This window comes from Dactylosporangium sp. NPDC049140 (genome assembly GCF_040648435.1).
Window position 1 is genome coordinate 10,319 of the sequence record NZ_JBEZDS010000073.1, and the last position, 25,252, is coordinate 35,570.

Below are 25,252 nucleotides of genomic sequence, written 5' to 3' on the forward strand. Positions count from 1 at the left end.
GTGTGGCCGGGGCGGGCGCGCGGTCGTCAGGGCCGGGCTCGCGTCTCAGGACACCAACGCCTGAGTGCTCGCGCGGCGCACGAGTGTGGCCGGGGCGGGCGCGCGGTCGTCAGGGCCGGGCTCGCGTCTCAGGACACCAACGCCTGAGTGCTCGCGCGGCGCACGAGTGTGGCCGGGGCCGGCTCGATCCGCGGCGCGTCGGTGTCGTGGGCGTCGTCCAGCGCCATCGACATCGCGCGCGCGCCCATCTCGGCCAGGGGCAGGCGCACGGTCGTCAGGGCCGGGGTCACGTCGCGGGCGATCGGCATGTCGTCGAAGCCGACCAGCGAGATCTGCTCCGGCACCGCGACGCCCCGCGCGCGCAGGGTGCTCAGGGCGCCGACCGCCATCTGGTCGTTGAGGGCCACGATCGCGGTCAGGTCCGGGTTGGCGTCGAGCAGGGCCGCGACCGCCTCGGCGCCGCCGTCGCGGTCGAAGCCGGCGTACGCCACCCGCCGCGCCGGCAGCGTCCGGCCCTGCTCGCGGGCCGCGCGGCGCAGGCCGGCCAGGCGGTCCGTGGTCGTGGTGAGCACCTTCGGGCCCGCGATGACGCCGACCCGGCGGTGCCCACTGCCGTACAGCTCGCAGCCGGCCAGGTAGCCGCCCTCCTCGTTCGCCGGCATCACCGCGTCGCCGGGCAGCTCGTGGCGGCCGATGACGCTCACCCGCCCGCCGGTGCGCGTGTACGCGGCGAGCTTCGCCTTCAGCGCCTTGGTGAACACGGCGTCGTGGTACCCGGAGCCGGCCAGGACGATCGCCGCCACCTGCTGGGCGCGCAGCAGCTCGACGTACTCGAGCTCGCGGGCCGGGTCGCGGTAGCTGTTGCAGATGATGCTCAGCCGGCCGTGCGCGGTCGCCACCTGCTGCAGGCCGCGGGTGATCTCGGCGAAGTACGGGTCGGAGACGTCGTGCACGATCACGCCGACGGCCGTGCGCTGGGCGCGGGCGAGCAGCTGGGCGTGCGCGTTCGGCACGTACTGCAACTCGTCGACGGCGCGCAGCACCCGGGCGCGCAGCTCGTCGGTGACCAGCTTGGTGCTGCCGCTGATGATGCGGGAAGCGGTTGCCGGTGACACACCCGCGCGGCGGGCTACGTCGGCGAGCGTCGCCATCGTGAGACTCCTTCCATTGACCCGCGCTCAGCGTACCGGTTAGCCTCAGGAAAGCGGTTTCCTGAATCCGGGGGTTTTGCCATGACGTCCCATTTGCCGGGCGCGATCGGCGTGTCGCGGCTGTCGGTGTATGACACCACCGCACCCGATGGTCTGCACGGGGGCACGCCGCACATGCATCTCACATGCTCCGAAGGGTACGTCGTGATCGCCGGCGAGGGCCGGGTGCAGACGCTGTCCGGGGAGGGGTACCGCGAGACCCCGCTGCAAGCCGGAACCGTCGCCTGGTTCCGGCCGGGCACCATCCACCGGCTCGTCAACGACGACGGGCTGCAGCTGGTGGTGCTCATGCAGAACAGCGGCCTGCCCGAGGCGGGCGACGCGGTGCTGACGTTCCCGGTGGACACGCTCGGCGACCCGGACGCGTACCGCGCTGCGGCCACCCTGCCCGCCGGGGCCGACCTGGCCCCGGCGTACCGCCGCCGCGACCTCGCCGTGACGGGCTTCCTGGCCATGCGCGCCGCCGGCCCCGGGGCGTTCACCGAGTTCTGCCGCGCGGCCGCCGCGCTCGTCGCCCCGCGCCTCGGCGACTGGCGGCAGCGCTGGGAGACCGGCGCGCTGGAGGTGGCGCTCGAAACCGGCCGGCAGCTCGACGCCCTCGAGAAGTCGGACCTGACCCACCTGGCCGGCGGCGGCATCGAGGTGCTGCCGCAGCCCACCGAGTCCGGCAAGCACGGCATGTGCGGGCTGCTCTCGACCTACATCCCTGAAGGAGACCAGTGAACCGCGTTCCGATCGGCATCGTCCTCAACGGCGTGACCGGCCGCATGGGGTACCGCCAGCATCTCGTCCGGTCGCTGCTGGCCATCCGGGAGGAGGGCGGCCTGCCCTCCGGCGACGGCCGGCGGATCTGGCCGGAGCCGATCCTCGTCGGGCGCAACGCGGCCAAGCTGCAGGAGATCGCCGAGCGGCACGGCCTCACCGAGTGGACCACCGACCTCGACGCCGCCCTGCACCGCGACGACGTCCAGATCTACTTCGACGCCCAGGTGACCCAGCAGCGCGAGAAGGCCATCCGCGCCGCGATCGAGGCCGGCAAGCACATCTACACCGAGAAGCCCCTCGCCGACGACACCGCGGCCGCCGTCGACCTGTACCGCGCCGCGCGTGCGGCCGGGGTCAAGCACGGCGTGGTACAGGACAAGCTGTTCCTGCCCGGGCTGCGCAAGCTGGCCCGGCTCGTGGAGGGCGGCTTCTTCGGCCGCATCCTGTCCGTCCGTGGCGAGTTCGGCTACTGGGTCTTCGAGGGCGACTGGCAGACGGCGCAGCGTCCGTCGTGGAACTACCGGTCGGCCGACGGTGGCGGGATCGTCGTGGACATGTTCCCGCATTGGCAGTACGTCCTGGAGCGTATTTTCGCCCCGGTCCGCTCGGTGCAGGCGACCATCGCGACCCACGTGCCGTCCCGCGTCGACGAGGCCGGCGCCGTGTACGAGGCGACCGCGGACGACGCGGCGTACGGCACCTTCGAGCTCGAGGGCGGCATCGTCGCGCAGATCAACTCGTCGTGGGCCGTGCGCGTGTACCGCGACGAGCTCGTCGAGTTCCAGGTCGACGGCACCCACGGCAGCGCGGTCGCCGGCCTGCGCGAGTGCCACATCCAGCACCGCGGCTCGACGCCGAAGCCGGTGTGGAACCCGGACCTGCCGGCGACGGAGCGGTTCCGCGACCAGTGGCAGCAGGTGCCGGACAACGAGCCGTTCGACAACGGGTTCAAGGTCCAGTGGGAGCAGTTCCTGCGCCACGTCGTCGACGACGCCGCCTTCCCGTGGGACTTCGCCGCGGGCGCGCGGGGCGTGCAGCTGGCGGAGCTTGGCCTGGAGTCGGCCCGCACCGGCCGGCGCCTGGAGATCCCGTCGCTCGACCTGTAACAGCGGTCCCCGGATGTACCCGCCGCCGGCCGGTGGCGGGTACATCCGTATCTGACAACTTATGGAGGCATTGTGGGGGACCTGTCCAGGTTCTCGCTGAACCAGGCGACAACCAAGCGCTGGCCCATGGAGGACACCGTCGCCGGCTGCGTCGCCGCCGGCGTGCCCGGCATCGGGCTGTGGCGCGACCAGGTCGCGGACTACGGCCTCGAGCGCACCGCGGCCCTCGTGCGCTCCGCCGGCCTGGCCGTGACCACGCTGTGCCGCGGCGGCTTCTTCACCGCCGACGGGTGGCGCGAGGACAACCTGCGCGCGATCGACGAGGCGGTGACACTCGGCGCGCCGGTGCTCGTGCTCGTCAGCGGCGGCCTGCCCGCGGGCAGCCGCGACATCGACGGCGCGCGCAAGCAGGTCGGCGACGCAATTGCGGCGTTGGTACCGCACGCGCAGGCGGCCGGTGTCCAGTTGGCGATCGAGCCGTTGCACCCGATGTTCGCCTCGGACCGCTGCGTGATCGCTACGCTCGGTAACGCGCTCGACATCGCGGAGCCGTTCCCGGCCGACGCCGTCGGGGTCGCCGTCGACACGTACCACCTGTGGTGGGACGACCAGGTCTGGGCGCAGCTGGCGCGGGCCGGGGCCGCGGGGCGCATCGCGTGCTTCCAGCTCGCGGACTGGATCACCCCGCTGCCGGAAGGGGTGCTGCTCGGACGGGGCCTGCCCGGCACCGGCTGCGTGGAGCTGCGCCGCTTCCGCGAGGCCGTGGACGCGGCCGGGTACGACGGCCCGATCGAGGTCGAGGTCTTCCACGAGGACGTCTGGTCACGCCCCGGCGGCGACGTGCTCGACGAAGCCATCCGGGGCTACCTCGACGTGCTCTGAGCCTCAGGGCGCGAGCGGCACCTGGTTCTCGCCGCCCGGCGGGCTGTCCGTCGTCGGGCCCGCCGTGGTCGGCGTGGGCGTCGGGGTGGTCGGGTCGGGGGTCGGCGTCGTCGGCGTGGGCGTCGGGGTGGTGACCGCCGGCGTCGTCTGCGTCGGCGTCACCACGTGCCCGTCGACCGTCTGCGTCGGGGCCGCCGGCTGCGCCGTGTTGGTGGGGTTGCCGATCATCGTCTGGTTGGAGCCGGTGTTGGGCCGGTTCCCGAGGCCCCCGGTCGCGGCCGGGGCCGGCTGCGGCGACAGGTTGGTGGTCACCGAGTCGCCGCCGGTCGTGCCGTGGTGCGTGTCGGTGCTCGGGGTGCCGCCGATGAGGTCGGAGGTCGTCTCGGCCGCGGCGAAGACGAGCGCGAGCGCCATCGGCAGCGCGATCGCCATCGACGTGACCCGGCGCCGCGACATCTGGGCCGGGCCCCGCAGCCAGCGGCGCTGGACGGGGACGGTGGCCGCCTCGAGGTCGTCGATGGCCAGGCCGAGCAGCAGCTGCCGCGCGTCCGGGCGGTCCAGCGGGTCGCGGCTCAGGGCCGCGGCGACGAGGTCGCGCACCGGGTCGGGCACGCCGCTGAGGTCGGGCTCGCCCTCCAGGATCTTCCAGGCGCGGGCGGCCGCCTCCTCGCCGCCGTAGGGGTGCCGGCCGGTCGCGGCGAACGCGACGAGGCAGCCCCAGCCGAAGATGTCCATCGCCGCGGTGGGCTGCTCGGCGCGCAGCTGCTCGGGGGAGGCCCATCCGAGGCTGCCGACGATGTTGCCGGTACCGGTGATGTCGCTCGCCGCATCCAGCGCCCGGGCGATGCCGAAGTCGATGATCCGGACCCCGCCGAGGGTGACCATGAGGTTGCTCGGCTTGAGGTCGCGGTGCACGAGGCCGACGTTGTGGATCGCCGCGAGGGAGGCCGCGACCCCGAGCGCCACGCTGTGCAGCATGGCCGGGTCGAGCGGGCCGTCGTCGGCGACGAGGCGGGACAGCGGTATGCCCTCGAGGTACTCGGTGACCAGGTACGGCCGCTCCTCGAACACGCCCGAGTCGAGCACGCGCGCGGTGCAGAAGCCGGGCACGCGCTGGGCGGCGCGCACCTCGCCGGCGAAGCGCACCCGGAAGCGGGGGTCGCGGGCCAGGTGCTGGTGGACCAGCTTCACCGCGACCCGGGTGCCCTCCGGCGACTGCGCCAGGTAGACCGTGCCCATGCCGCCGACGCCGAGCTGGCCGATCAGCCGGTAGTCGTCGATGCGGACCGGGTCGTTCGCGGTCAGGTCGCCGACGGTGGCGCGACGGGCGGGCGCGGCCGAGCGCAGCGGCAGGTCCGGCGGGCCGGACTCGCCGGCGTCGTCGTGCTTGCCTGCCTCGGTCATCGGGGTCCTTCCAGGGTCTTGGGGGAGATCAGGGTTTCACCAGCAGTCTGGTCTCTTCACGGGGCGTTGAAAAGACCGCGCTGTATGCATCACGTGTGCCCGTTCGGACACCTCTGGGGTTCGCGGCGCCGCCTCGAACAGTAGTCCAGGAGCGCCGGATCCTCCGCGCCGGACGTCACACCTGTTACCGCACTGTTCCGGTCTCTGCCCAACGAGCGGAACGCGCGGCAATGACGCATATCCCCGCTTCGGGGGCATCCGCGGGCAATTGCCGGACTACCGCGATCGCTCCAGGTGATCGACCAGTCCACGCAGCGCGGTGGTGATGAGGGCGAGCTCGCCGGGGTCGAGGTACGACAGCGCGTACGACTCGGCCTTCTCGGCCTCCGGGAGCAGCTCCCGGATCAGGCGATGCCCCTTGCGGGTCAGCTGGAGCAGCACCAGCCGGCCGTCGTCGGGGTGGTTGGACCGTTTCATGAGGCCGCGCCCGGACAGCGTGTCGACGACGCCGGTGAGCGTCGCCTTGGAGATCCCGGCCTGCTCGGCGACGTGCCGGGTCTCGATGCGGCGGGCGACCCAGACGGTGCGCAGCACCACGAAACCGGTCCAGGTCAGCTGGCGGGGGCGCAGGACCTCCTGCTCCACGTGCTGCCGGACGGCGTTGGCGGCCCGGTGCAGGTGCAGGACGGCCTGGGTCGCGCCCGTGAACGCGCCGCCTTCCCTGCCCACCGCTGTGGTCACCGTGTCCCGCGCAAACGTGCCCGTGCCGACGCGACCCCGTGCTTGCCCATATGGGCGGCCCCCCTCCGGTCCCCACATCGAACACACAGAATATCGGGAACGTGCGGGTTCCGTTGCCCCGTCATCACTGTGCGCAATTTCATGGCGACCCTCCGGTGCCTGCCTTCTGGGCATTCACCGCGTTTGTCCGGCGGTTCTGCCGGATATTTGATGAATTGAAAGTTTCTAGGATCACCTGTTCCACAGGAGGAGAGTCGGGGTACCGCCCGTCTGATACATCCGTCGGCGGTGCCGCGGTGGACTTCGCCGGGCTTCTGCCGGTATTTCTGCCGGTGCCCGGTTGCGCTCCGTAATCGGCTTCCGGGTCGGCTCGGAGATCGGCCGGGCTCAGCCGCGGTCGTCGCGGTCGCGGTCCATCAGGCGGCGGCGCTGCCAGACGAGCACCGCGAGGAAGGCGACGAGCACGACCGCGAGGCAACAGAACTTGGTCACGGCCGCAGCCTACGACCAGCGGGGCACCCGCTGCGGCGCCCGGCCGACGGCGAACCCCCGGCGCTCGGCCAGCCGCGCGAAGGCCACGGCGTCGGCGACGGCCGCGCAGCCAGGGTCGTTGTTGAAGTACACATAAATGTCCTGGTCCGTGAATGCCCCGGCCAGCCGGGCCGTCCACGAATCGAGGGCGGAGCGGCCGTAACGCGGCCAGGGCGCCGCGCGGCCCTCGTGCAGGCGCAGATAGCCCCAGCCGGCGGTGCGCCACAGCGGTGCCTGCGGGCGGCCCTTGCGGTCCGACCAGGACAGGGCCGCGTCATGGCGCGTCAGTACCTCCCGGACGTCGCCGTTCCACCACGAGTCGTGCCGGGGCTCGACGGCGACGCGGACGCCGCGCGGGAACGCCCGCAACGTGCGATCGAGCGCCTCCGGGTCGGCCGGGAGGGTCGGAGGCAGCTGCAGCAGTACCGGTCCGAGCTTGCGGCCCAGCCCGGCCGCGCGGTCCAGCAGGCGCCCGACCGGCTCCTCCGGCTCCTTGAGGCGCTTGACGTGCGTGAGGAACCGGCTCGCCTTCACGGTGACGACGAAGCCGGCCGGGGTACGCGTGCGCCAGTCCGCGAACGTCTTGCGCTCGGGCAGCCGGTAGAAGGCGTTGTTCACCTCGACGGTGCCGAACGCCGCCGCGTAGTGCTCCAGCCACAGACGGTGCGGCAGCTCCCGGGGGTAGAAGCGGTCGCGCCAGTCCTTGTACTGCCAGCCGGAGGTCCCGATACGCATCACGTATGGACCCGTTCCCCGTCCGGGACGTCCGTAACCTGCGGCGATGCTGGATGACTAGGTCGGCCGCGGCATACGTAGACGGCGGCGGCGGCCGGCTACGTATGTCCCGGCGCCGCGATTACGTAAGCGTGACAGATGGAATGCGGGCCTTACTCGGACAAGATTGAGTCACAAGGTTGAGAGGGGAACGACACCATGAACGTCCACGAGAGCCTGCTCAGCGAGATCTCCCGCCAGCGTCGCCAGGACATGCTGGACGACCACAAGAGCTGGACAAGCCGCGTACGGCTGCGCCGGCGAAACCAGCGCGAGCACCTCGCCTGAACTACCCGCGACCGAACCGCGGGGGAGAGCAGCCCCGGCCCCGGCCGGGGCTGCTCTGTGTTCAGGGCCGGATCTGATGACTAGGGCCGGCCACCGCCGAAGATACGTAACAGATGCGGATGGCAGACGGCCCTTACTTCGACAGCATTGAACCATCGGTCGTTCTGAGGAGTCCCCATGATGCACCCCGTTTTTCTGTACAGCCAGCTCCAGCACCGCCAGCACGGCCTGCTCGGGCTCGAGGCACACCGCCGCACGGAGGAGCGGGGCGGGCGGCGCGGGTGGTGGCGCAGGTCGCGTCCGTCACAGCCGGAGCATCGCCCGCCCGCCGGTAGGCTGGTGGCGTGCGGGCCAGCCGTAGCGGAATGAGCCAGGTGATGGTCGGCCGCGACGACGAGCTGCGCCGGTTGCGCCGGCTCGTCGACGGGGCCGAGCCCTCCATCGCCATGCTCGGCGGGGAGCCGGGCATCGGCAAGAGCCGCCTGGTCCAGGAGCTGATCGCGGGCCTGCCCGAGAGCGCTCCGGTCCTCGACGGCCAGGCCGATCCCGGCACCCTCAGCCGCCCCTTCGAGCTGCTGCTCGACGCGATCGACAGCTGTAACCGCTCCGAGCTGCTCGACCCGGAGCTGCTGCGGGTCGTCACCGACGCGTCCCGCACGATGATCGACCGCATCCAGGCCGGGCTCGAGATCGTGCGGCTGCTGACCACGCCCGGCCCGTCGATCGTGGTCTTCGAGGACCTGCACTGGGCCGACTCGGAGAGCGTCGCGCTGTTCGAGCGCATCGCCGAGCTGCCGGGGGAGCGGCTCCTCGTCGGGACGTACCGGCCGGACGAGGTCACCCGCCGGCACCCGCTCGCCGACCTGCTGACGCGGCTCGAGCGGCGGTACACCGTGACAAACGTGCGGCTCGAGCGCCTCAGCCTCGCCGACACGTCGATGTTCCTGAAGTCCGCGACCGGCCGGCCGCCCGCCTACCGCACCGCCCTGTCGCTGCACAACCGCACCGGCGGCAACCCGTTCTTCCTCGAGGAGCTGCTCAAGGCCAACGGCGAGGCCGACCTCGACACCCTGTGCGACCGGCCGCTGCCCTGGAACATCGCCGAGGCCCTGCGCCGCCAGGTCGACGACCTCGACGCCGCCGAGAAGCGCATCGTCGAGGCGGCCGCGGTGCTCGGCCGCAAGGTCCCGTTCGACCTGCTCGCCGCCGTCACCGGCTTCGACGAGAACGAGCTCATCGAGGGCCTGCGCGACCTGGTGCGCCGCGGCCTCATGGTCGAGACCGGCGATGACGAGTTCAGCTTCCGCCACGCCCTGACCCGCGAGGCCCTCGTCGACGAGATGCTCGCCCGCCAGCGGCGCCGCCTGCACGAGCTCGCGCTCGAGACGCTGCTGTCCACCGGCAGCAAGGACTACGCGCTCGTCGCCCACCACGCCCGCGGCGCCGGGCGCTACCTCGACATGGTGGAGGCGGCGCGGCGGGGCCTGGTGGTGTATCTCGCGATGGGCTCGCCGTACCAGGCGCTCCAGCTCGCCGAGATGGGCCTCGACGAGCTGCCCGACGACGTCGAGCTGCTCTCCTGCGGCGCCCGCGCCGCGTGGCTGGCCGGCCTGCTCGACGACGCGCACGAGCTCGGCCAGCGCTGGCTCGGCGCCGCCACCACCGGCGAGGAGCGGGCCGACGCGCTGCGGCTGCTGGTCCGGCTCAGCTGGGAGGTCGGCAGCAGCGGCAGCATGCAGCAGCGTGCGGCTGAGCTGCGGCGCGAGATCGCGCACCTGGACGACGGACCGGCCAAGGCCCACGCGTACGCCGCGATCGCCCAGGCATACATGCTCCACGACGACACCGAACGGGCCGTGGCCTGGGCCGACATGGCGATCGCCCTGGGCGAGGAGCTCGGCCTGCCCGCCGTCTGGCTCGCCGGCAAGGTCGAGAAGGGCTCGGCCCTGGTCAACGTCGCGGCCGGCGTCGACGAGGGCGTCAAGCTGCTCAACGAGGCCGCGCAGGAGGCCGAGGAGGCCGGCGAGTGGCTGCTGGCCGCCCGCTCGCTGAACAACCTCTACAACCTGCTGCCCGGCGGCCCGGCCGACTGGGCCGCGGCGCTGGAGCGCATGCGCACCTTCGCCGAGCGCGCCGGCTTCGAGTCGCTGGCCGTGGCCGCGTACTTCCAGGGCCGCGCCCGCCTGGCCGTGCAGGCCGGCAACCTCGGCGCCGCGCTGGCCGAGCTCGAGGCGGCCCGCCGCCGCGACCGGGGCCTGCTGCGCACCCGCAACGGCAGCGACTACCACGGCGTGCTCTTCGCCGGCCTGCTGCTCGAGGCGGGCGAGCTCGACAAGGCCGACATCGTCATCCGCGGCCTGATCGAGCAGTCGACGGACGCCTACACGATGCTCACCCAGACCTCGGTCCCCGGCCTGCAGTTCCACCTGGCCTGCCGCCTCGGCCGCACCGAGCAGGCCCGCGAGCTGCTGCGCACCGTCCTCGACGCGGTCCGCGTCACCGGCGTCACCGGCCGCGACTTCGCCCACGACCTCATCTCCGCGGGCCTGGCCACCGGCCTCGCCGCCGACGAACTGCGCCCCATCGCGGCCGCGATCGACGACCCGCTCTTCGACGACGCGTACCGCTGGCTCGCCGACGCCCAGATCGCCGAGGCCGCGGGCGACACGAAGGACGCCCTGCGCCTCTACCGCGCCGCCGTGGCCGAGCCGACCCTGCTCCTGCCGCCCCACCGCGGCACGGGCCACCTGGGCGTCGCCCGCTGCCTGCTCGCCCTGGGCGACCTGGAGGCCGCCCGCACCGCGGTCCGCGCGGCCGAGCCACACCTGGCCCGGTGGGCGGGCTGGCGCGTGGCCGAGCTGACCGGCTTGCGCGGCCGCCTGGGCATGACGGCCCCGACGGCGGCGGGCGACCAGTCCCTGACCCCGCGTGAACGCGAGGTGGCCGTCCTGCTGGCCGAGGGCCTGACGAACGCCGAACTGGCCCGGCGCCTGTACATCTCACCGCGCACGGCCGCCGTCCACGTGTCGAACATCTTGAGCAAGCTGAACCTGGAGTCGCGGACCCAGATCGCGGCGTGGGTGAAGTCGCGCACGCCGGCCAAGTAGCCCAGCCCTTTCTCTTTGCCGCACCACTGCGTCTCTCCTCCGCTCGGCTCGCCGGGGGATTCGCGCCTGCGTAGCGCTTCACGCCTGCGTAGCGCTTCACGCCTGCGTAGCGCTTCACGCCTGCGTAGCGCTTCGCGCCTGCGTAGCGCTTCGCGCCTGCGTAGCGCTTCGCGCCTGCGTAGCGCTTCGCGCCCCTTCAGGGCTTCGCGCCTCGCCGGGGCTTCGCGCCCGCATTGGGGTTGGCGCCGCGCCGGCGGTTCGCGCCCGTGTTGTGGTCCGGCACCTCGTCGGGGTCCACTTCGCGGGGCTGCTCGCATCGAGTCGGGGTTCGCGCCCGTGTTGTGGTCCGCACCTCGCCGCAGTCCCGCTTCGCGTGGCTGCTGGCACCGCGGCGCCGACGGGCTCAAGCACCTTTCTCGGTAGCGGATGATCGTCACAGCCGCGGCCTGAGCGACCATGTCCTCAACGGCGGAGATACTCCCGCGGGCGGATGCGCTCATTGCCCGGGCGTACCTACCATCGGTGGCATGTCGTGGTCGATGACCACCCTGATCACCGCGTGGGCCTTCTTCGGCACACCGGGCGATGTCGTCGCCGTGGCGACGGCCGTGCTGGCCGCCCTGGCGGTCGTGCTGGCGGCCCGGCTCGTGACCGGAGCCCCAACGCCCCCTGCCCGCACGCTGGCCCTGCCGGCCCGCGCCCGCACCGCACTGGGCCAGTCCATTCGCTCGGCAGACCCCGACGCGGCCGGCCGCCCCCGCCCCCGGGCACCTGGAGCCTGACTCCTTCTCCCGCACGCGAGAGCCCAACCGCCTGACATACGTCGCGCGGTCAAGCTCCCGCGCGCGCCGCGGACCGAACACACGACAACAGCCGGCTGATTCGTCGTAGTTACCGGCGCGGTCACCGCCGTCGTCACGTACGCGTTCGTCGCCGTCGCCGTCGCCGTCGCCGTCGCCGTGGTCGCGTCGTGCTCGCCGTCGTCGTTGCGGTCGCCGTCGTCGTTGCGGTCGCCGTCGTCGTCGCGGCTCGCCGTCGCCGTGGTCGTGGTTGCGTCGCGCTCGCCGTCGCCGTCGCGGCTCGCCGTCGCCGTGGTCGTGGTTGCGTCGCGCTCGCCGTCGTCGTTGCGGTCGTGGTCGTCGTCATCGACGCGGTTGCCGCCGTCGTGGTTGCCGTCGTCGTGGTCGTCGTCGTTTCCGCGTTCGTCGCCGTCGCTGTCGTCATCGATTTCGCGGCGGTCGCTGTCGCTGTCGCCGTCGGGCACTGCGGTGCGTCCGTTTGTGCTCGCTACATCCATCTGGTCGCCACAACCGGACGTCGAGTCACGTCCAGGTGTGAGTGGCGGCCGCCCAAAACGCCATCAGGCTTCGTGAAATTTGAAGGGCTGCATCGTGGTACATCATGGTTTGCTCGCGCTGGCCGGACTGTTCGGGTCCGTTCCCCTGGCGATCGTTGTCGCAACGCTCATCCTGCGCGCCGGTCTGTTGCCGCTCAGCCTGCGCGCGTATCGCGCAGAACGCGTCAGAGCCGGACTCGCGCCGCAACTCGCGCAGATCAAGCAGCAACACGGGCACGAACCAGTCGTGCTCGCGGAAAAGACCACCGCACTGATGCGTGAGGCCGGATCCGGGCCGTTCGCGGGACTGCTGCCGATGCTCATGCAGGCCCCGTTCGTGTGGCTGCTCTACCGCGAGTTCACCAACGGCGACATGCACGGCTACTCACTGTTCGGCGCCGACCTCACCCAGCGACTCATCGGCAATCCGGGACTGCTCGCCGGCTGGCTGATTGTGTCCGTTCTGGCCGCGATCGCGCTCTGGAACCTGCAGCAGCTTCCGTCCGGATCGGCCGTGTTCGTGCGCGTGTTGACGTTCGGCACTGTCGCCTTCGCGCCGTTCGTGCCCGTGGCCGCCGGGATCTATCTGGTTACGACGGGGCTGTGGACTGCGGCGGAGCGGTGGATCTGCAAGAGAGTGTTCCGCCCGGAGACCCCGGAGCGGCCGCTGCCGGTGGACGGTGGCAGCCCGGAAGGAGCTCTGGCCCGGGGACCGAAACGGCCACAGTCCGTCAGCGGTGGTCGTCAGGAAGGGACGGCGAACCAGGGGCTGAAACTGGCGCCGTCCGTGAGTGGTGGCGGTCGTGAAGGGGCGGCGGTCCCGAGGTCGCAGCGGGCGCGGTCCGTAGGCGGCGGCCGACGGACAGGGCGGAGCTCCGGAGGGCGGAGCGGTCGCGGTCGATGAGCGATCGTGATGCGGACGCCTGCGGTCCACGGACGTGAGTGGGTCGCAGGCGGTCTGCGGTGGCCGTGCGGAAACGAACGGTTGCCGGATCGCGGCGGCCGCGACGACAGGGTCAGCGACACCCCAGCCGACCAGCGTGAACGTTGAGGATCGCGACGACCGCTGCGAACGGTTACGGGATCGCGGCGGCCGGTGTCCAGTCCATACCGCTGCGGTCTGGCGGCGGCAGGGCGCAGCGGTATGGACTGGACACCGCTGCGGTCTGGCGGCGGCAGGGCGCAACTTTGGGGGTACACATGCGGAAGTTCTTTTGATTTTGACAAAAGTTCGGTTGGTACTGGCGGAAAGACCTCGATCGATCTAGGCTGCTAATCCAGCGACATTCGGCGATGTCGCCCCATCCATGGATCCCTGTCGTCACGTTCCTCACCGCTAGGAGGAGCCCGTGCGTACGGGTTTGTGGCTGGTTGGCGCGCGCGGCTCTGTCGCCGTCACCAGCATTGTCGGGGCCGCCGCGCTGCGGGCCGGCCTAGCCGAGCCGATCGGTTGTGTCACCGAGCACCCGCGGCTCCGGACCACGGCGCTGCCGGGGTTCGGGGACCTCGTGTTCGGCGGTCATGACGTCGTCCATACCAACCTGGTCAAGCGGGCCGAGGCGCTCGCCGCGGCGGGGGTCGTACCCGCCCGGCTCGTCGCTGCCCTCCACAGTGAACTGTCCGCTGTGGACGATGACGTACGTCCGGTGCCACACGCCGCCACCCAGCGCGCGACGGCCTCGGCGATGCGGCACGACCTCGAGGCGTTCCGGGACAAGCACGCGCTGGAACGGGTCGTCGTCGTCAACGTGGCGTCCACCGAGCCGGCCGCGCCTGCGCATCCTGCGCACACCGATCTCGAACGACTGCAAAGCGCCATGGCGATGAGCGAACCGGTACTGCCGGGCAGCTCGCTGGCGGCGTTCTCGGCGTTCAGTGCGGGGTGCGCATATGTGGACTTCACGCCGTCGACCGGTGCGCGGTTACCCGCCCTGCACGAACTGGCCGTGCAAGAACGGACGCCCTACGCCGGCCACGACGGCAAGACGGGGGAGACGCTGCTCAAGTCCGTGCTCGCGCCGATGTTCGCGATGCGCCGGCTGCACGCCACGTCCTGGTCCGGCATCAACCTGCTCGGCGGCGGCGACGGGGCCACGCTGGCCGAGCCGGCCGCCAACGCCGCGAAGTCGGCGAGCAAGCAGCGCGTGCTCGGCGAGACGCTCGGATATGTGCCGGACGGGACGACACGCATCGAGTACGTCCCGGGGCTCGGTGACTTCAAGACCGCCTGGGACCTCGTCACGTTCGAGGGGTTCCTCGGTACCGGGATGCGCATGGAGTTCACCTGGCACGGCTGCGACTCCGCACTCGCGGCGCCCCTCGTGCTCGACCTTGCACGACTCACCGCGGCCGCGCACAAGAACGGACACATCGGGCCGCTCGCCGACCTTGCGTTCTTCTTCAAGGACCCGCTCGGCGACACCGACCACGGGCTGGCCGCCCAGTTCGAGACGCTCGCGAAGTTTGCCGAAGGCCTGAGATGAAGCCACGAACGAGACTCAAGGATCTGGTCGAACTTGTCCGGGCGCCGGCGGCGCTGTCGGTGCCTGGAGATGTCATCGCGGGGGCGGCTGCCGCCAACCGACTCGGTGCGCGAACGGCGGGGCTGGCCGGGGCGAGCGTGTTGCTGTACTGGGCGGGCATGGCCGCCAACGACTGGGCCGATCGCGAAATCGACGCCAAGGAGCGGCCCGAACGGCCTATCCCGTCCGGCCGTGTCGCGCCGAACACCGCGCTCGGGCTTGCCGCCGGGCTGACCGTCGCCGCTGTGTTCGCGGCCGGGTTCACCGGTGGGCGGCGGGCGTTGAAGGTGGCGGTGCCGCTGGCCGGGGCGGTGTGGGCGTACGACCTGGGGCCGAAGAAGCCGGGGCTCATGGCCGCCTGCCGTGCGCTCAATGTGCTGCTTGGAGCGAATGAGCGTCCGAGTATGGCCGTTTGGCCGGCGGCGACCGTGTTTGCGCACACGTACACCGTCACCGTTCTTTCGCAGTTTGAAGTGGACGGGGCCTCACCCCGGTTGCCGAGCCGGACGCTTGCCGGGACGGCCCTAATCGCGGCGGCCGCGGGTGGGACACCGGCGGCGGGGGCGCTTGCCGGCTGGTACGCGCTGCGGTACGGCCGGCCGCAGCTCGACGCCGTGCGCAACCCGGACGCCGAGCACATCCGGCGGGCGGTCGGGGCCGGGATCGTGAACCTCCCAGCGCTGCAGGGTGCGCTCACGGCCAGGGCCGGCGCACCCGTACTCGGCGTGACCGTCGCAGCACTGAGCGAGTTGGCCCGCAGGCTGGTCAGGAAGGTGGCGGCGACATGAGATTCGGGTACGGCACCAACGGTTTCAGCAACCATCGGCTCGACGACGCGCTCGCCGTGATCGCGGGCCTCGGCTACGAGGGTGTTGCGCTCACACTCGATCACCATCACCTCGACCCGTTCGACGCGAACCTGTCGCGGCATGTGCGCGAGGTCGGTCGCCGCCTGCAGGAACTCGGCCTCGGGGTGGTGATCGAGACGGGCGCGCGGTACCTGCTCGACCCGTGGCACAAGCACGCGCCGACGCTGCTGGACGACGAACCCGGGCCGCGCCTGGAGTTTCTGCGCCGCGCCGTGCGTATCGGTGCGGATCTCGGGGCCGAGGCGGTCAGCTTCTGGGCCGGCGTACCGCCGCGCGAGGAAGCCGGCGTGCGGCCGGGCGCCGACGTCGGGGGATCGCCGGGCGCGGAGGCCGGGGGATCGCCGCGCACGGAGATTAGGGGATCATCGCACGCGGAGGCCGGGGGATCGCAGCGTGAAAGGGTCGGTGTGACGCTGCGTGAGGAGGTCGGACGTTCGCAGCGCGAAGAGGCCAGACGGTCGCCGCGCGCAGAGGGCGGAAGGTCGCCGCGCGCCGAGGTCGGCGCTACGCCGCGCGGGTTGGAGCGCGACGAGGCCTGGCGCCGGCTCGTTACGGGGTGTGCCGAGGTGCTCGCCGCGGCCGAGGGCGTGGAGATGATGCTCGGCTTCGAGCCCGAGCCCGGCATGCTCGTCGAGACCATCGACGACTGGGAGCGTCTGCGGGCCGACCTCGGTGCGCCCGTCCACTTCGGACTCACCCTCGACATCGGTCACTGTCAGTGTCTGGAGTCGGTGCCGGCGGATGAATGTGTTCGTAAGGCGGCGGGTTCGCTCGTAAACGTGCAGATCGACGACATGCGGCGCGGTGTGCACGAGCACCTCGAGTTCGGGCAGGGCGAGGTTGACTTCCCGCCGGTACTGCGCGCCTTGAGCGACATCGGCTACGGCGGACTGGTCTGCGTCGAGCTGCCCCGCCACAGCCACGCCGCTCCGGCGGTCGCGCGGGCGTCCCTTGAATTCCTGAAGGCGGTGGCCGCATGAACGTCGCCATGAGGGTGCGGGTCGGCCAGACCGGCACCGCGGAGACCGGGGGCCGTCAGCCGGGTGCGGTCGCGCGGGTGTTGTTGCCGGCGGTGATCGTATGAATCTCGCGACTGCGTTGCGCGCCGAGCTCACCGACACAGTTTGGCTGGACACCGCGCTGGAGACCGTGGGTCGTCAGCCCGCCGCTATCGCGCGGCTGTTTCCGGCCGTCGGCCGGCGGTGCGGACGGTGGATGCTCCAGGAACCCCCGGGCTGGAGCGTGGACGACGCGGCCCGGGTCCTGCTGCTGACCAGCATGAAAGACACGAGCGAAATCCCGCAGCTGTACCGGCACGGCGACGCGGCGGAGAAACGCGCAGTCTTGCGCGCGCTGCCGCTGCTCGATCTGGCCGAAACCGCGCAGATTCTCGAGGACGCTTTGCGCACCAACGACGCCCGACTGGTCGCCGCCGCGCTCGGGCCGGCCGCGAGGCACCTCAGCGTGGCCGCTTGGCGCCAGGGAGTACTGAAGGCCGTCTTCATGCAGGTTCCGCTGGCCGCCGTCGCCGACCTCGATGAGCGCGCCGACGCCGAGCTGGCGATCATGCTCGCCGGACTCGCCGAGGAGCGCCGCGCCGCCGGGCGCACGATGCCCGCCGACGCACGGGCACTGATCCAGCGGATCCAGGCAAGGGGACTGTGATGCGCGTCTTCGTCCGCCGCATGCACATGACGTCGCGAGCGGTGGGCGGCTGTGAGGGCGTGGTCGCGGCCGGTGTCCGGGTGCTGATCGCGGCAGGTGGACTGTGATGCGCGTTTTCGAATCTCGCATGCGCATGACGTCGCGAGCGGTGGGCGGCTGTGAGGGCGTGGTCGCGGCCGGTGTCCGGGTGCTGATCGCGGCCGGAGGACTGTGATGCGCATTTTCGAACCACGCATGCACATGGCGACGAGCGATTGCGCGGGCTCGGCCGCGGCCGGAGTCCGGGTGCTGATCGAGGCAAGGGGACTGTGATGCGCATTTTCGACCCCCACATCCACATGACGTCACGGACCACTGACGACTACGAGCGCATGGCGGCCGCCGGTGTCCGGGCGCTCGTCGAGCCCGCGTTCTGGCTCGGTCAGCCGCGCACCGGTGTCGGTTCGTTCACCGACTACTTCGACTCGCTCGTCGGCTGGGAGCCGTACCGTGCGAGCCAGTTCGGCATCCGACACCACGCCACGATCGCGCTCAACCCCAAGGAGGCCAACGATCCCCGCTGCCGCGAGGTGCTCGGCGTCCTCCCGCGCTACCTGGAGAAGGACGGCGTCGTCGCGGTCGGCGAGGTCGGTTACGACTCGATGACCCCGGCCGAGGACGAGGTGTTCGCCGTGCAGCTGGCGCTCGCAATCGAGCACGAACTGCCGGCGCTCGTGCACACGCCGCACCGGGACAAGGCCCGCGGTACTGCACGTACACTCGCCGTCGTGCGCGAGTCCGGCCTCGAGCCGGGCCGCGTCGCCGTCGACCACCTCAACGAGGTCACCGTCGCCGCGGTCGCCGAGTCCGGCTGCTGGATGGGCTTCTCCATCTATCCGGAGACGAAGATGACCGCTGAGCGGATGGTGCACATTCTGCGCGAGTACGGCCTTGAACGCATGCTCGTCAACTCCGCCGCCGACTGGGGGCGCTCGGACCCGCTGCTGACCCGCCGCACCGGTGACGCGATGCTCGCGGCCGGCTTCACCGATGACGAAGTGGACAAGGTGCTGTGGCGGAATCCGGTCGAATTCTACGGGCAGTCCAAGCGCCTTGACCTGTCCACTGTGGACGCCCCGGAAGCGTGGAACGGCAACTCGATCCGGCGCGGGGGCGAGTGATGCGGCTGCAGCACCCCGATGGGCAGACCGTGCACCTGGCGTACGGCACCAACGTCCATCCGGCCGAGGACCTCGCCGGAATCCTGCAGCAGCTCGAGACGTACGCGACGCCCATGCGCGAGCGGCTCGGCACCGACGTGCTCGGGCTCGGCCTGTGGCTCGGGGCCGCCGTGGCCGCCGAGCTCGCCGCGGACCCGGACGCCCGCCGCCGGCTGCGCAGCGAGCTCGATGCGCGCGGCCTGGAGGTGGTGACGCTCAACGGCTTTCCGTACCGCGAGTTCCACGCCCCGGTCGTCAAGCGCGCCGTGTACTCCCCGGACTGGGCCGATCCCGCGCGTTTGCGGTACACCCTCGATCTGGCTCGGATTCTCGTCGACCTGCTGCCCGATGACGCCGTCCGCGGCTCCATCTCCACGCTCCCGCTGGGCTGGCGCGAGCCGTGGGACGGGCCGCACGCCGGGCGTGTCCTGCGCGCGTTGGACGCACTCGCGCAGGGATTGGCCGGGCTGGAGGTCCTCACCGGGCGTGTCGTGCGCGTGGCGTTCGAGCCGGAGCCCGGTTGCATCATCGAGAACACATTGCAGGCCACCGTGCACCTGGCCCGGGTCGACCGGCGCTGGCTCGGCGTCTGCGTCGACCTCGCCCACCTCGCGTGCGCGTGGGAGGACCCGGTCGCGGCGGTGCAGCGGCTGGCGCGGGCGGGGCTGCCGGTGGTGAAGGTGCAGGTCTCGGCCGCGCTGGAGGTCGCCGACCCCGGCGGCGCCCGCGAGGTCGTGGCCCGGTACGCCGAGCCGCGCTTCCTGCACCAGACCCGAACGGCCGGCGCCTGCCGCGCGTTCGACGACCTCGACGAGGCCCTGGCCGACGGCGAGGCCGGCGGGCAGCCGTGGCGGGTGCACTACCACGTGCCACTGCACGCCGAGCCGGAGCCGCCGCTGCGCTCGACCATTCCGGTGCTGCGCGCCGGGTTGGGGGCCTTGGTCGGCGGCCCGATCGCTGCCTGTGACCACTTGGAGGTTGAGACGTACACCTGGAGCGTCCTGCCCGTCGAGCAACGCCCCGCGGGCCCGCGCGAACTGGCCCACGGCATGGCGGCCGAGCTCGCCTGGACCCGGGACACGCTGCACGACCTGGGACTGAAGCCATGAACGTGACGGAAAGCAGTGGAGTGGTTGCGTATCGCGGCGAGGCGGGGGAGGTCGCATGAGCCGCCCGACGCTCGTGCTCGACGTTGTCGGGCTGACGCCGCGGCTGTTGCCGCACATGCCGAATCTGTCGCGGCTCGGCGCCGCCGTGCCGCTCGAGCCGGTGCTACCCGCTGTCACCTGCTCGGTACAGTCGACGTTCCTGACCGGCGAGCCGGTGTCCGGGCACGGGATCGTCGGCAACGGCTGGTACTTCCGTGACCTCGGCGAGGTGCTCCTCTGGCGCCAGCACAACGCGCTCGTCGGCGGCGAGAAGCTGTGGGACGCCGCCCGACGCGCCAATCCGGCATTTACTGTCGCGAATGTCTGCTGGTGGTACGCGATGGGCGCCGACGTGAACTGGACCGTCACCCCGCGGCCGATCTACTACGCCGACGGGCGCAAGGAGCCCGACTGTTACACCTACCCGCCGGAGCTGCACGACGAGCTCACCGTCAGTGTCGGCCCGTTTCCGCTGTTCACGTACTGGGGCCCGAACGCGGGGCTGCCGTCCTCGGCGTGGATCGCGCGTGCCGCCGAGCAGGTCATGAAGGTCAAGAACCCCGACCTGACCCTGGTGTACCTCCCGCATCTCGACTACGACCTGCAGCGCTACGGCCCGTCCGACCCGCGGGCAGCGCGGGCCGCCGCCGAGCTCGACACCGTCATCGGTCCGTTGTTGGACGCCGCGCGCACCAGTGGACGCGCGATTGTGGCGCTTTCCGAGTACGGCATCACAGACGTGCACCGGCCGGTGGACATCAACCGGCATCTGCGCGCCGAGGGCTGGCTGAACGTGCACACCCAGGACGGGATGGAGTACCTCGACCCGTGGACGTCGCGCGCGTTCGCCGTCGCCGACCATCAGATCGCGCACGTTTATGTGCGCAACGCGCAGGACGTGCACGAAGTGCGCAAGGTGTGCGCAACCCTGCCCGGCGTCGGCGAGATTCGCGACGGACTCGGACACGAGCGCGCAGGCGAGCTCGTCCTGCTCGCCGAGCGTGACGCCTGGTTCACGTACTACTACTGGCTCGACGACGCGCGGGCGCCCGACTTCGCTCAGCTCGTCGAGATCCACCGCAAGCCCGGCTACGACCCCGCGGAGCTGTTCTTCGACCCGGCCGGCCCGGGCGCGGCGAAGGCCCGGGCGGGGCTCGCGCTGATTCGGAAAAAGCTCGGGATGCGGTACCGCATGAGCGCGATCGGCCTCGACGCCGGCGCCCGCGCGGTGCGGGGTTCGCACGGGCTGCTGCCTGCGGATCCGGCGGACGGCCCCGTGTGGCTGTGCGACGACTCGGCGGTCGCCCCGGCCCGTGTGCACGCGACCGAGGTCAAGGACCTGCTGCTACGGGTGATCGCCGGAGACGGTGCGCGGACCTGATGCGAGCCCGCCGGCAGTGCGGGCCGCGGGCCCGGGTGTGCGCCGTCGCCGGTCAGGGACCTGCCGCCACCGGTGATCGCAGGAGGTGGTGGGCGGACTTGACGCGGTACATCTCCGCGTCAAGCCACGCGCATCAGCGCGTCCAGGTCGCCGTCGTACGCCGTCGCCCTTGCGATGTTCGCGTCGACCGACACCGTCCCCGCGCAACCGGGCCGCCGCCTCGTGCGCGCGCGCCTCGGCGACCGCCGCGCCTACCCCGGGTACCGTCGACATCCCTGGCACCGGCGGGAACACGGTGAGGCCGGCCGCGATCCACAGCAACGCGGCCAGGCGGCTGACCAGGCCGGCCATTCCAGGCTGCGGCGCATGCGTACCAGCGCTTCGTCAACCTGGAACGATTCCACGGACCTTCACCCGGCGGGGTCGACCCTGACCTGAGGACCGGCCGAACCTGAGAGGAATCACAGGTAGAACCCCTAAGGAACGGCTTTCAGGTGCGTTCCGGATAGTCCCGGGGGTGCACGGTCCGTAGTCTCGGCGACGTGACACTCATCGAGACGCGTGCGCTGACGAAGCGCTACGGGGGTGGCGTCACCGCCCTGTCGGACCTGACCCTGGCGGTGCAGCCGGGGATCATCGGCCTCGTCGGGGCCAACGGCGCCGGGAAGTCCACCTTCATCAAGATCATGCTGGGCCTGCTGGCGCCTTCCGATGGCGATCTGCGGGTCCTTGGGCTGGACCCGACCAAACAGGCCGCGGAGGTTCGCGGCCGGGTCGGGTACATGCCGGAACACGACTGCCTGCCGAGCGAGGTCTCGGCGGCGGAGTTCGTGACCCACCTGGCGCGCATGAGCGGCCTGCCAGCCACCGCCGCCCGCGAACGGGCCTCCGAGGCGCTGCGCCACGTGGGGCTCTACGAGGAGCGGTACCGCCAGATCGGCGGCTACTCGACCGGCATGAAGCAGCGGGTCAAGCTGGCCCAGGCCCTCGCGCACGACCCCGACCTGCTGCTGCTGGACGAGCCGACCAACGGCCTCGACCCGGCCGGCCGCGACGCCATGCTCGAGCTGGTGCACCGCATCGGCACCGAGTTCGGCATCTCCATCGTCGTGTGCTCGCACCTGCTGGGCGAGGTCGAGCGCATCTGCGACTCGATCATCGCCATCGACGGCGGGCGGCTCCTGCGCTCGGCGACGGTCGAGGACATGACGACGAGCCGCGACGTGCTCACCGTCGAGGTCTCCGAGGGGGTCGACCAGCTCACGGCCCGCCTGGCGGAGCTGGGCATCCCGGCCGGCCGCGACGGTACCGCGCTCACCGTGCCGCTGGACAGCGAGGAAGTGTACGACCGCATCCTCGTGGCCGTCGCCGAGCTGGACCTGCCGCTGCACCGGCTCGACCAGCGCCGCCACCGCGTGGCCGAGCTGTTCCAGACGCACACCGTCACCGCACCCGCGCTGAGCGCACAGGAGGCCGGCCGTGGCGCCGCAGACTAGTGTCATCCACGACATCGGCTATCAGCGGTACACGGGACCGCGGCTCGGCCGGTGGTACGCCAACCGCTCCCTCTACGAGCACAGCGTGCGCGCCGCGTTCGGTATCGGCCGCGGGGCCAAGGCCAAGATCTTCCCCTGGCTCATCATCGGCATCGTGCTGCTCGTGGCCGTGGTCGTCATCGCGTTCCGCTCGATCAGCGGACAGACCCTGATGTCGTACCGCGACTACACCGCCGGCCTGAGCTACCCGGTCATGCTGTTCCTGGCCATCGTGGCCCCCGAGCTCGTTTCGCGGGACCTGCGCGACCGGACGTTGCCGCTGTACTTCTCCCGCCCGTTGGCGCGCACCGACTACGCGCTGGCCAAGTACGCCGCGCTCGTCACCGCGGTGGTGGCGCTGCTGGCCGTACCGCAGCTGCTGATCTACATCGGGGCGGTCTTCACCCGCACCGACGGGTTCTCCGGCGCCTGGCACGAGTTCGGCGACCTGGCCCCGGGCCTGGGCGCCACCCTCATCCGGGCCCTGATCCTGGCCAGCGTGTCGCTGCTGATCGCCTCGCTGTCGGGCCGGCGCGCGTTCGCCGCCGCGTTCATCGTCGGCGTCTTCCTCATCACCTCGCCGATCGTCGGCATCCTGAACTTCCTGGGCAACGACACGCTGGCCAAGCTGTCGTTCCTGGCCAACCCGATGACCCTGATGCTCGCGCTGGAACAGTGGATCTTCGGCATCGAAGGTCAGAACGAGGGGCTGCCGATCGGCGGCTACGGCCCCGCGTACGGCGTCGGCGGCCTGATCCTGCTCGGCGGCTCCGTCGGGCTCCTGCTGCTGCGTTACCGGAAGGTGGCCGCCTGACATGAGCACCGTCGACCTGCAGCACGTCTCGCGGTGGTACGGCAACGTGGTCGCCGTCAACGACGTGACAATGACCCTCGGGCCGGGCGTCACCGGCCTGCTGGGCCCGAACGGGGCCGGCAAGACGACCCTTCTGCACATGATGTCCGGGTTCCTAGCCCCGTCGCGGGGCACCCTCACCGTGGACGGCGCCCCGACCTGGCGCAATCCCGATGTGTACCGCACGCTGGGCCTCGTCTCCGAACGCGAGAGCGTGCACGGCTTCCTGACGGGGCAGGAGTTCGTACTCGCCAGCGCCAAGCTCTTCCGCCTGACCAACCCGGAGGAGGCCGCCCGCCGGGCGCTTGCCCTCGTGGAGATGGAGCCGGCCCAGGACCGCCGGATCGAGACGTACAGCAAGGGCATGCGCCAGCGCATCCGGGTCGCCGCGGCGCTCGTGCACGAGCCGAGCGTCCTGCTGCTCGACGAGCCCTTCAACGGCATGGACCCGCGGCAGCGCTTCCACATGATGGACCTGCTGCACCGGATGGGCGACGAGGGCCGCACGGTGCTGTTCTCCTCGCACATCCTGGAGGAGGTCGAGCAGGTCTCCGGCACCGTGCAGGTCATGGTGGCCGGGCGCCTCGCCGCCTCCGGCGAGTTCCGCACCATCCGGCGGCTGATGACCAACCGCCCGCACGTGTTCACCATCCGCTCCAGCGACGACCGGCGCCTCGCGGTCGCGCTCATGGCCCAGGACTCGGTGGCCGGCGTCGACATCGACGCCACCGGCCTGCAGGTGCGCGCGTCGGACTACGGCACGTTCACCCGCGCCCTGCCGCGCGTCGCGCTCAAGGAGGGCGTCCGCGTGCGCCGCCTCATCCCGGCCGACGAGTCCCTGGAAAGCGTCTTCTCCTACCTGGTGGGTGCCTGATGAACGCCACTGTCGCGATGATCACCGCGCGGGGCCTGCTCGGCCGGCGCCGGATCTGGCTGCTCGTGCCGCTGCCGCTGCTGCTGATCGGGCTCACGCTGGTCGTGAAGGCGTTCGGCCCGGCCCCGGCGGAGTGGGGCGAGGGGGTCATCGGCGGGCTCGGCTTCTCCGCGGTACTGCCGGTCATCGCCCTCATCATCGGCACCGGAGTGCTGGGCTCGGAGATCGACGACGGGACCATCACACACATCCTGAGCAAGCCGATCCCGCGCTCGGAGATCATCTTCACCAAGCTAGCCGTGGCGACCGGCGTCACCGCCCTCTTCGCCGGGGTACCACTGTTCGTGGTGGGCCTGATCGCCGGCGAACCGGCGCTGGCCTTCGCGCTCTTCGTGGGCGGCGTGATCGGCTCGGCGGCGTACTGCTCGCTGTTCGTGCTGCTGAGCGTGCTCACCCGGCGCCCGGTGCTGGTCGGCCTGGCGTACGTGGTCCTGTGGGAGGGCGTCCTGGGCAACATCCTCACGGGCACCCAGAAGCTGTCGATCCAGCAGTACGTGCAGGCGATCGTCGACTGGCTGGCCCCGACGGACCTCCTGCACGGCAATGTGGCGGTACCGCTGAGCTGCGTCATGGCCGCGGTATTCACGATCGCGTCGACGGCCTACGCAGTGCAGCGCCTGCGCACGCTCGCGGTGGCGGGCGAGACGGGCTGATCTCCTCGCAAGGCGCGCCCCCGACTCAACCGGCGGGCGCGCCTCGTGCCCTGCGCCGCACGCCTCACACGCCCGCGCCCGCGGGCCTCGCACTCTCGGGCCTCGCGCCCGCGCGTCGGGCCTCGCGCCTCGCGCCCGCGCCTCGCGCCTCGCGCCTCGCGCTCTCGGGCCTCGGGCCTCGGGCCTCGCGCCTCGCGCCTCGCGCTCTCGGGCCTCGCGCCCGCGCCTCGGGCCTCGCGCCTCGCACTCTCGGGCATCGCCGGCCCGTCCGCCGCCTCATCAATACGGCCCACCTGATGCCGCACGAAACGAATTCGCCAACCGTCGGCGGTGCGGGCCGCGACGAAT

Annotated in this window: 22 protein-coding genes; 18 read left to right on the plus strand and 4 right to left on the minus strand. The window is 71.6% G+C overall.

The annotated features are described in order from the left end of the window. Positions 1 to 128: 128 nt before the first annotated feature. Positions 129 to 1,151: a LacI family DNA-binding transcriptional regulator gene (locus AB0B76_RS54225; RefSeq protein ID WP_360392778.1), complete on the minus strand. Its 1,023-nt coding sequence runs from the start codon at positions 1,149 to 1,151 to the stop codon at positions 129 to 131. Positions 1,152 to 1,232: 81 nt separating this feature from the next. Between AB0B76_RS54225 and AB0B76_RS54230 the strand changes: the two genes are divergently transcribed. The 3 genes from AB0B76_RS54230 (at position 1,233) to AB0B76_RS54240 (ending at position 3,964) form a co-directional block, all read left to right on the plus strand. Further along, positions 1,233 to 1,934 carry a cupin domain-containing protein gene (locus tag AB0B76_RS54230; RefSeq protein ID WP_360392781.1) on the plus strand — a complete coding sequence of 234 codons (702 nt, stop codon included), beginning with the start codon at positions 1,233 to 1,235 and terminating at the stop codon, positions 1,932 to 1,934. Next, positions 1,931 to 3,082: a Gfo/Idh/MocA family oxidoreductase gene (locus tag AB0B76_RS54235; RefSeq protein ID WP_360392783.1), complete on the plus strand. Its 1,152-nt coding sequence runs from the start codon at positions 1,931 to 1,933 to the stop codon at positions 3,080 to 3,082. The genes AB0B76_RS54230 and AB0B76_RS54235 overlap by 4 nt, the downstream gene beginning before the upstream one ends. Positions 3,083 to 3,163: 81 nt before the next feature. Then, complete coding sequence (locus AB0B76_RS54240; protein WP_360392833.1) at positions 3,164 to 3,964, plus strand: sugar phosphate isomerase/epimerase family protein; 801 nt, start codon at positions 3,164 to 3,166, stop codon at positions 3,962 to 3,964. A 3-nt stretch (positions 3,965 to 3,967) separates the two neighbouring features. Here the strand turns inward: AB0B76_RS54240 and AB0B76_RS54245 are convergent, their stop codons facing one another. The 3 genes from AB0B76_RS54245 to AB0B76_RS54255 form a co-directional block, all read right to left on the minus strand. After that, a complete protein-coding gene (locus tag AB0B76_RS54245) occupies positions 3,968 to 5,368 on the minus strand; it encodes a serine/threonine-protein kinase (protein ID WP_360392786.1) in 1,401 nt (466 codons plus the stop codon). 276 nt (positions 5,369 to 5,644) lie between these two features. Continuing rightward, positions 5,645 to 6,097, minus strand: a complete 453-nt coding sequence (locus AB0B76_RS54250; RefSeq protein ID WP_360392788.1) for a MarR family transcriptional regulator — start codon at positions 6,095 to 6,097, stop codon at positions 5,645 to 5,647. 513 nt (positions 6,098 to 6,610) lie between these two features. After that, entirely contained in the window at positions 6,611 to 7,375 is a 765-nt protein-coding gene (locus tag AB0B76_RS54255; RefSeq protein ID WP_360392836.1) for a DUF72 domain-containing protein, read from the minus strand. Between the two features lie 198 nt (positions 7,376 to 7,573). On the opposite strand from AB0B76_RS54255, the gene AB0B76_RS54260 reads away from it, so the two are divergent. The 15 genes from AB0B76_RS54260 (at position 7,574) to AB0B76_RS54330 (ending at position 24,904) form a co-directional block, all read left to right on the plus strand. After that, positions 7,574 to 7,702, plus strand: a complete 129-nt coding sequence (locus AB0B76_RS54260; RefSeq protein WP_360392791.1) for a hypothetical protein — start codon at positions 7,574 to 7,576, stop codon at positions 7,700 to 7,702. A 344-nt stretch (positions 7,703 to 8,046) separates the two neighbouring features. Further along, the gene (locus tag AB0B76_RS54265; protein WP_360392794.1) at positions 8,047 to 10,809 is read left to right on the plus strand and encodes a LuxR C-terminal-related transcriptional regulator; all 2,763 of its coding nucleotides are present in this window, start codon (positions 8,047 to 8,049) and stop codon (positions 10,807 to 10,809) included. 539 nt (positions 10,810 to 11,348) lie between these two features. Next, positions 11,349 to 11,591 carry a DUF6412 domain-containing protein gene (locus AB0B76_RS54270; protein WP_360392839.1) on the plus strand — a complete coding sequence of 81 codons (243 nt, stop codon included), beginning with the start codon at positions 11,349 to 11,351 and terminating at the stop codon, positions 11,589 to 11,591. Positions 11,592 to 12,185: 594 nt separating this feature from the next. Further along, positions 12,186 to 13,049, plus strand: coding sequence for a membrane protein insertase YidC (gene yidC, locus AB0B76_RS54275; protein ID WP_360392797.1), 864 nt, complete (start codon positions 12,186 to 12,188; stop codon positions 13,047 to 13,049). Positions 13,050 to 13,494: 445 nt separating this feature from the next. Beyond that, positions 13,495 to 14,628 carry an inositol-3-phosphate synthase gene (locus AB0B76_RS54280; RefSeq protein ID WP_360392800.1) on the plus strand — a complete coding sequence of 378 codons (1,134 nt, stop codon included), beginning with the start codon at positions 13,495 to 13,497 and terminating at the stop codon, positions 14,626 to 14,628. Then, entirely contained in the window at positions 14,625 to 15,455 is an 831-nt protein-coding gene (locus tag AB0B76_RS54285) for an SCO3242 family prenyltransferase (RefSeq protein ID WP_360392803.1), read from the plus strand. Before AB0B76_RS54280 ends, AB0B76_RS54285 begins: the two co-directional genes overlap by 4 nt. Further along, a complete protein-coding gene (locus AB0B76_RS54290) occupies positions 15,452 to 16,516 on the plus strand; it encodes a sugar phosphate isomerase/epimerase family protein (protein ID WP_360392806.1) in 1,065 nt (354 codons plus the stop codon). The genes AB0B76_RS54285 and AB0B76_RS54290 overlap by 4 nt, the downstream gene beginning before the upstream one ends. 100 nt (positions 16,517 to 16,616) lie before the next feature. Further along, positions 16,617 to 17,201, plus strand: coding sequence for an EboA domain-containing protein (locus AB0B76_RS54295; protein ID WP_360392809.1), 585 nt, complete (start codon positions 16,617 to 16,619; stop codon positions 17,199 to 17,201). 311 nt (positions 17,202 to 17,512) lie between these two features. After that, a complete protein-coding gene (locus AB0B76_RS54300; RefSeq protein ID WP_360392812.1) occupies positions 17,513 to 18,361 on the plus strand; it encodes a TatD family hydrolase in 849 nt (282 codons plus the stop codon). Then, positions 18,361 to 19,509 (plus strand): metabolite traffic protein EboE, encoded by a 1,149-nt coding sequence (gene eboE, locus AB0B76_RS54305; protein ID WP_360392815.1) that lies wholly within the window; start codon positions 18,361 to 18,363, stop codon positions 19,507 to 19,509. The genes AB0B76_RS54300 and eboE overlap by 1 nt, the downstream gene beginning before the upstream one ends. Before the next feature lie 55 nt (positions 19,510 to 19,564). Continuing rightward, positions 19,565 to 20,929 (plus strand): nucleotide pyrophosphatase/phosphodiesterase family protein, encoded by a 1,365-nt coding sequence (locus tag AB0B76_RS54310; protein ID WP_360392818.1) that lies wholly within the window; start codon positions 19,565 to 19,567, stop codon positions 20,927 to 20,929. 542 nt (positions 20,930 to 21,471) lie between these two features. Further along, positions 21,472 to 22,425: an ABC transporter ATP-binding protein gene (locus AB0B76_RS54315; RefSeq protein ID WP_360392821.1), complete on the plus strand. Its 954-nt coding sequence runs from the start codon at positions 21,472 to 21,474 to the stop codon at positions 22,423 to 22,425. Further along, on the plus strand, positions 22,409 to 23,278 hold the full coding sequence (locus tag AB0B76_RS54320) for an ABC transporter permease (RefSeq protein ID WP_360392824.1): 870 nt from the start codon (positions 22,409 to 22,411) through the stop codon (positions 23,276 to 23,278). Before AB0B76_RS54315 ends, AB0B76_RS54320 begins: the two co-directional genes overlap by 17 nt. Before the next feature lies 1 nt (position 23,279). Continuing rightward, entirely contained in the window at positions 23,280 to 24,191 is a 912-nt protein-coding gene (locus tag AB0B76_RS54325; protein WP_360392827.1) for an ABC transporter ATP-binding protein, read from the plus strand. Continuing rightward, positions 24,191 to 24,904 carry an ABC transporter permease subunit gene (locus tag AB0B76_RS54330; RefSeq protein WP_360392830.1) on the plus strand — a complete coding sequence of 238 codons (714 nt, stop codon included), beginning with the start codon at positions 24,191 to 24,193 and terminating at the stop codon, positions 24,902 to 24,904. The genes AB0B76_RS54325 and AB0B76_RS54330 overlap by 1 nt, the downstream gene beginning before the upstream one ends. Positions 24,905 to 25,252 lie beyond the last annotated feature (348 nt).

Coding starts and splice junctions, on each gene's coding strand:
- AB0B76_RS54285 (WP_360392803.1), top strand. CDS start 14,625: ATGAAGCCACGAACGAGACTCAAGGATCTGGTCGAACTTGTCCGGGCG.
- AB0B76_RS54225 (WP_360392778.1), bottom strand. CDS start 1,151: ATGGCGACGCTCGCCGACGTAGCCCGCCGCGCGGGTGTGTCACCGGCA.
- AB0B76_RS54270 (WP_360392839.1), top strand. CDS start 11,349: ATGACCACCCTGATCACCGCGTGGGCCTTCTTCGGCACACCGGGCGAT.
- AB0B76_RS54290 (WP_360392806.1), top strand. CDS start 15,452: ATGAGATTCGGGTACGGCACCAACGGTTTCAGCAACCATCGGCTCGAC.
- AB0B76_RS54310 (WP_360392818.1), top strand. CDS start 19,565: ATGAGCCGCCCGACGCTCGTGCTCGACGTTGTCGGGCTGACGCCGCGG.
- AB0B76_RS54260 (WP_360392791.1), top strand. CDS start 7,574: ATGAACGTCCACGAGAGCCTGCTCAGCGAGATCTCCCGCCAGCGTCGC.
- AB0B76_RS54325 (WP_360392827.1), top strand. CDS start 23,280: ATGAGCACCGTCGACCTGCAGCACGTCTCGCGGTGGTACGGCAACGTG.
- AB0B76_RS54230 (WP_360392781.1), top strand. CDS start 1,233: ATGACGTCCCATTTGCCGGGCGCGATCGGCGTGTCGCGGCTGTCGGTG.
- AB0B76_RS54300 (WP_360392812.1), top strand. CDS start 17,513: ATGCGCATTTTCGACCCCCACATCCACATGACGTCACGGACCACTGAC.
- AB0B76_RS54330 (WP_360392830.1), top strand. CDS start 24,191: ATGAACGCCACTGTCGCGATGATCACCGCGCGGGGCCTGCTCGGCCGG.
- AB0B76_RS54295 (WP_360392809.1), top strand. CDS start 16,617: ATGAATCTCGCGACTGCGTTGCGCGCCGAGCTCACCGACACAGTTTGG.
- AB0B76_RS54245 (WP_360392786.1), bottom strand. CDS start 5,368: ATGACCGAGGCAGGCAAGCACGACGACGCCGGCGAGTCCGGCCCGCCG.
- AB0B76_RS54255 (WP_360392836.1), bottom strand. CDS start 7,375: ATGCGTATCGGGACCTCCGGCTGGCAGTACAAGGACTGGCGCGACCGC.
- eboE (WP_360392815.1), top strand. CDS start 18,361: ATGCGGCTGCAGCACCCCGATGGGCAGACCGTGCACCTGGCGTACGGC.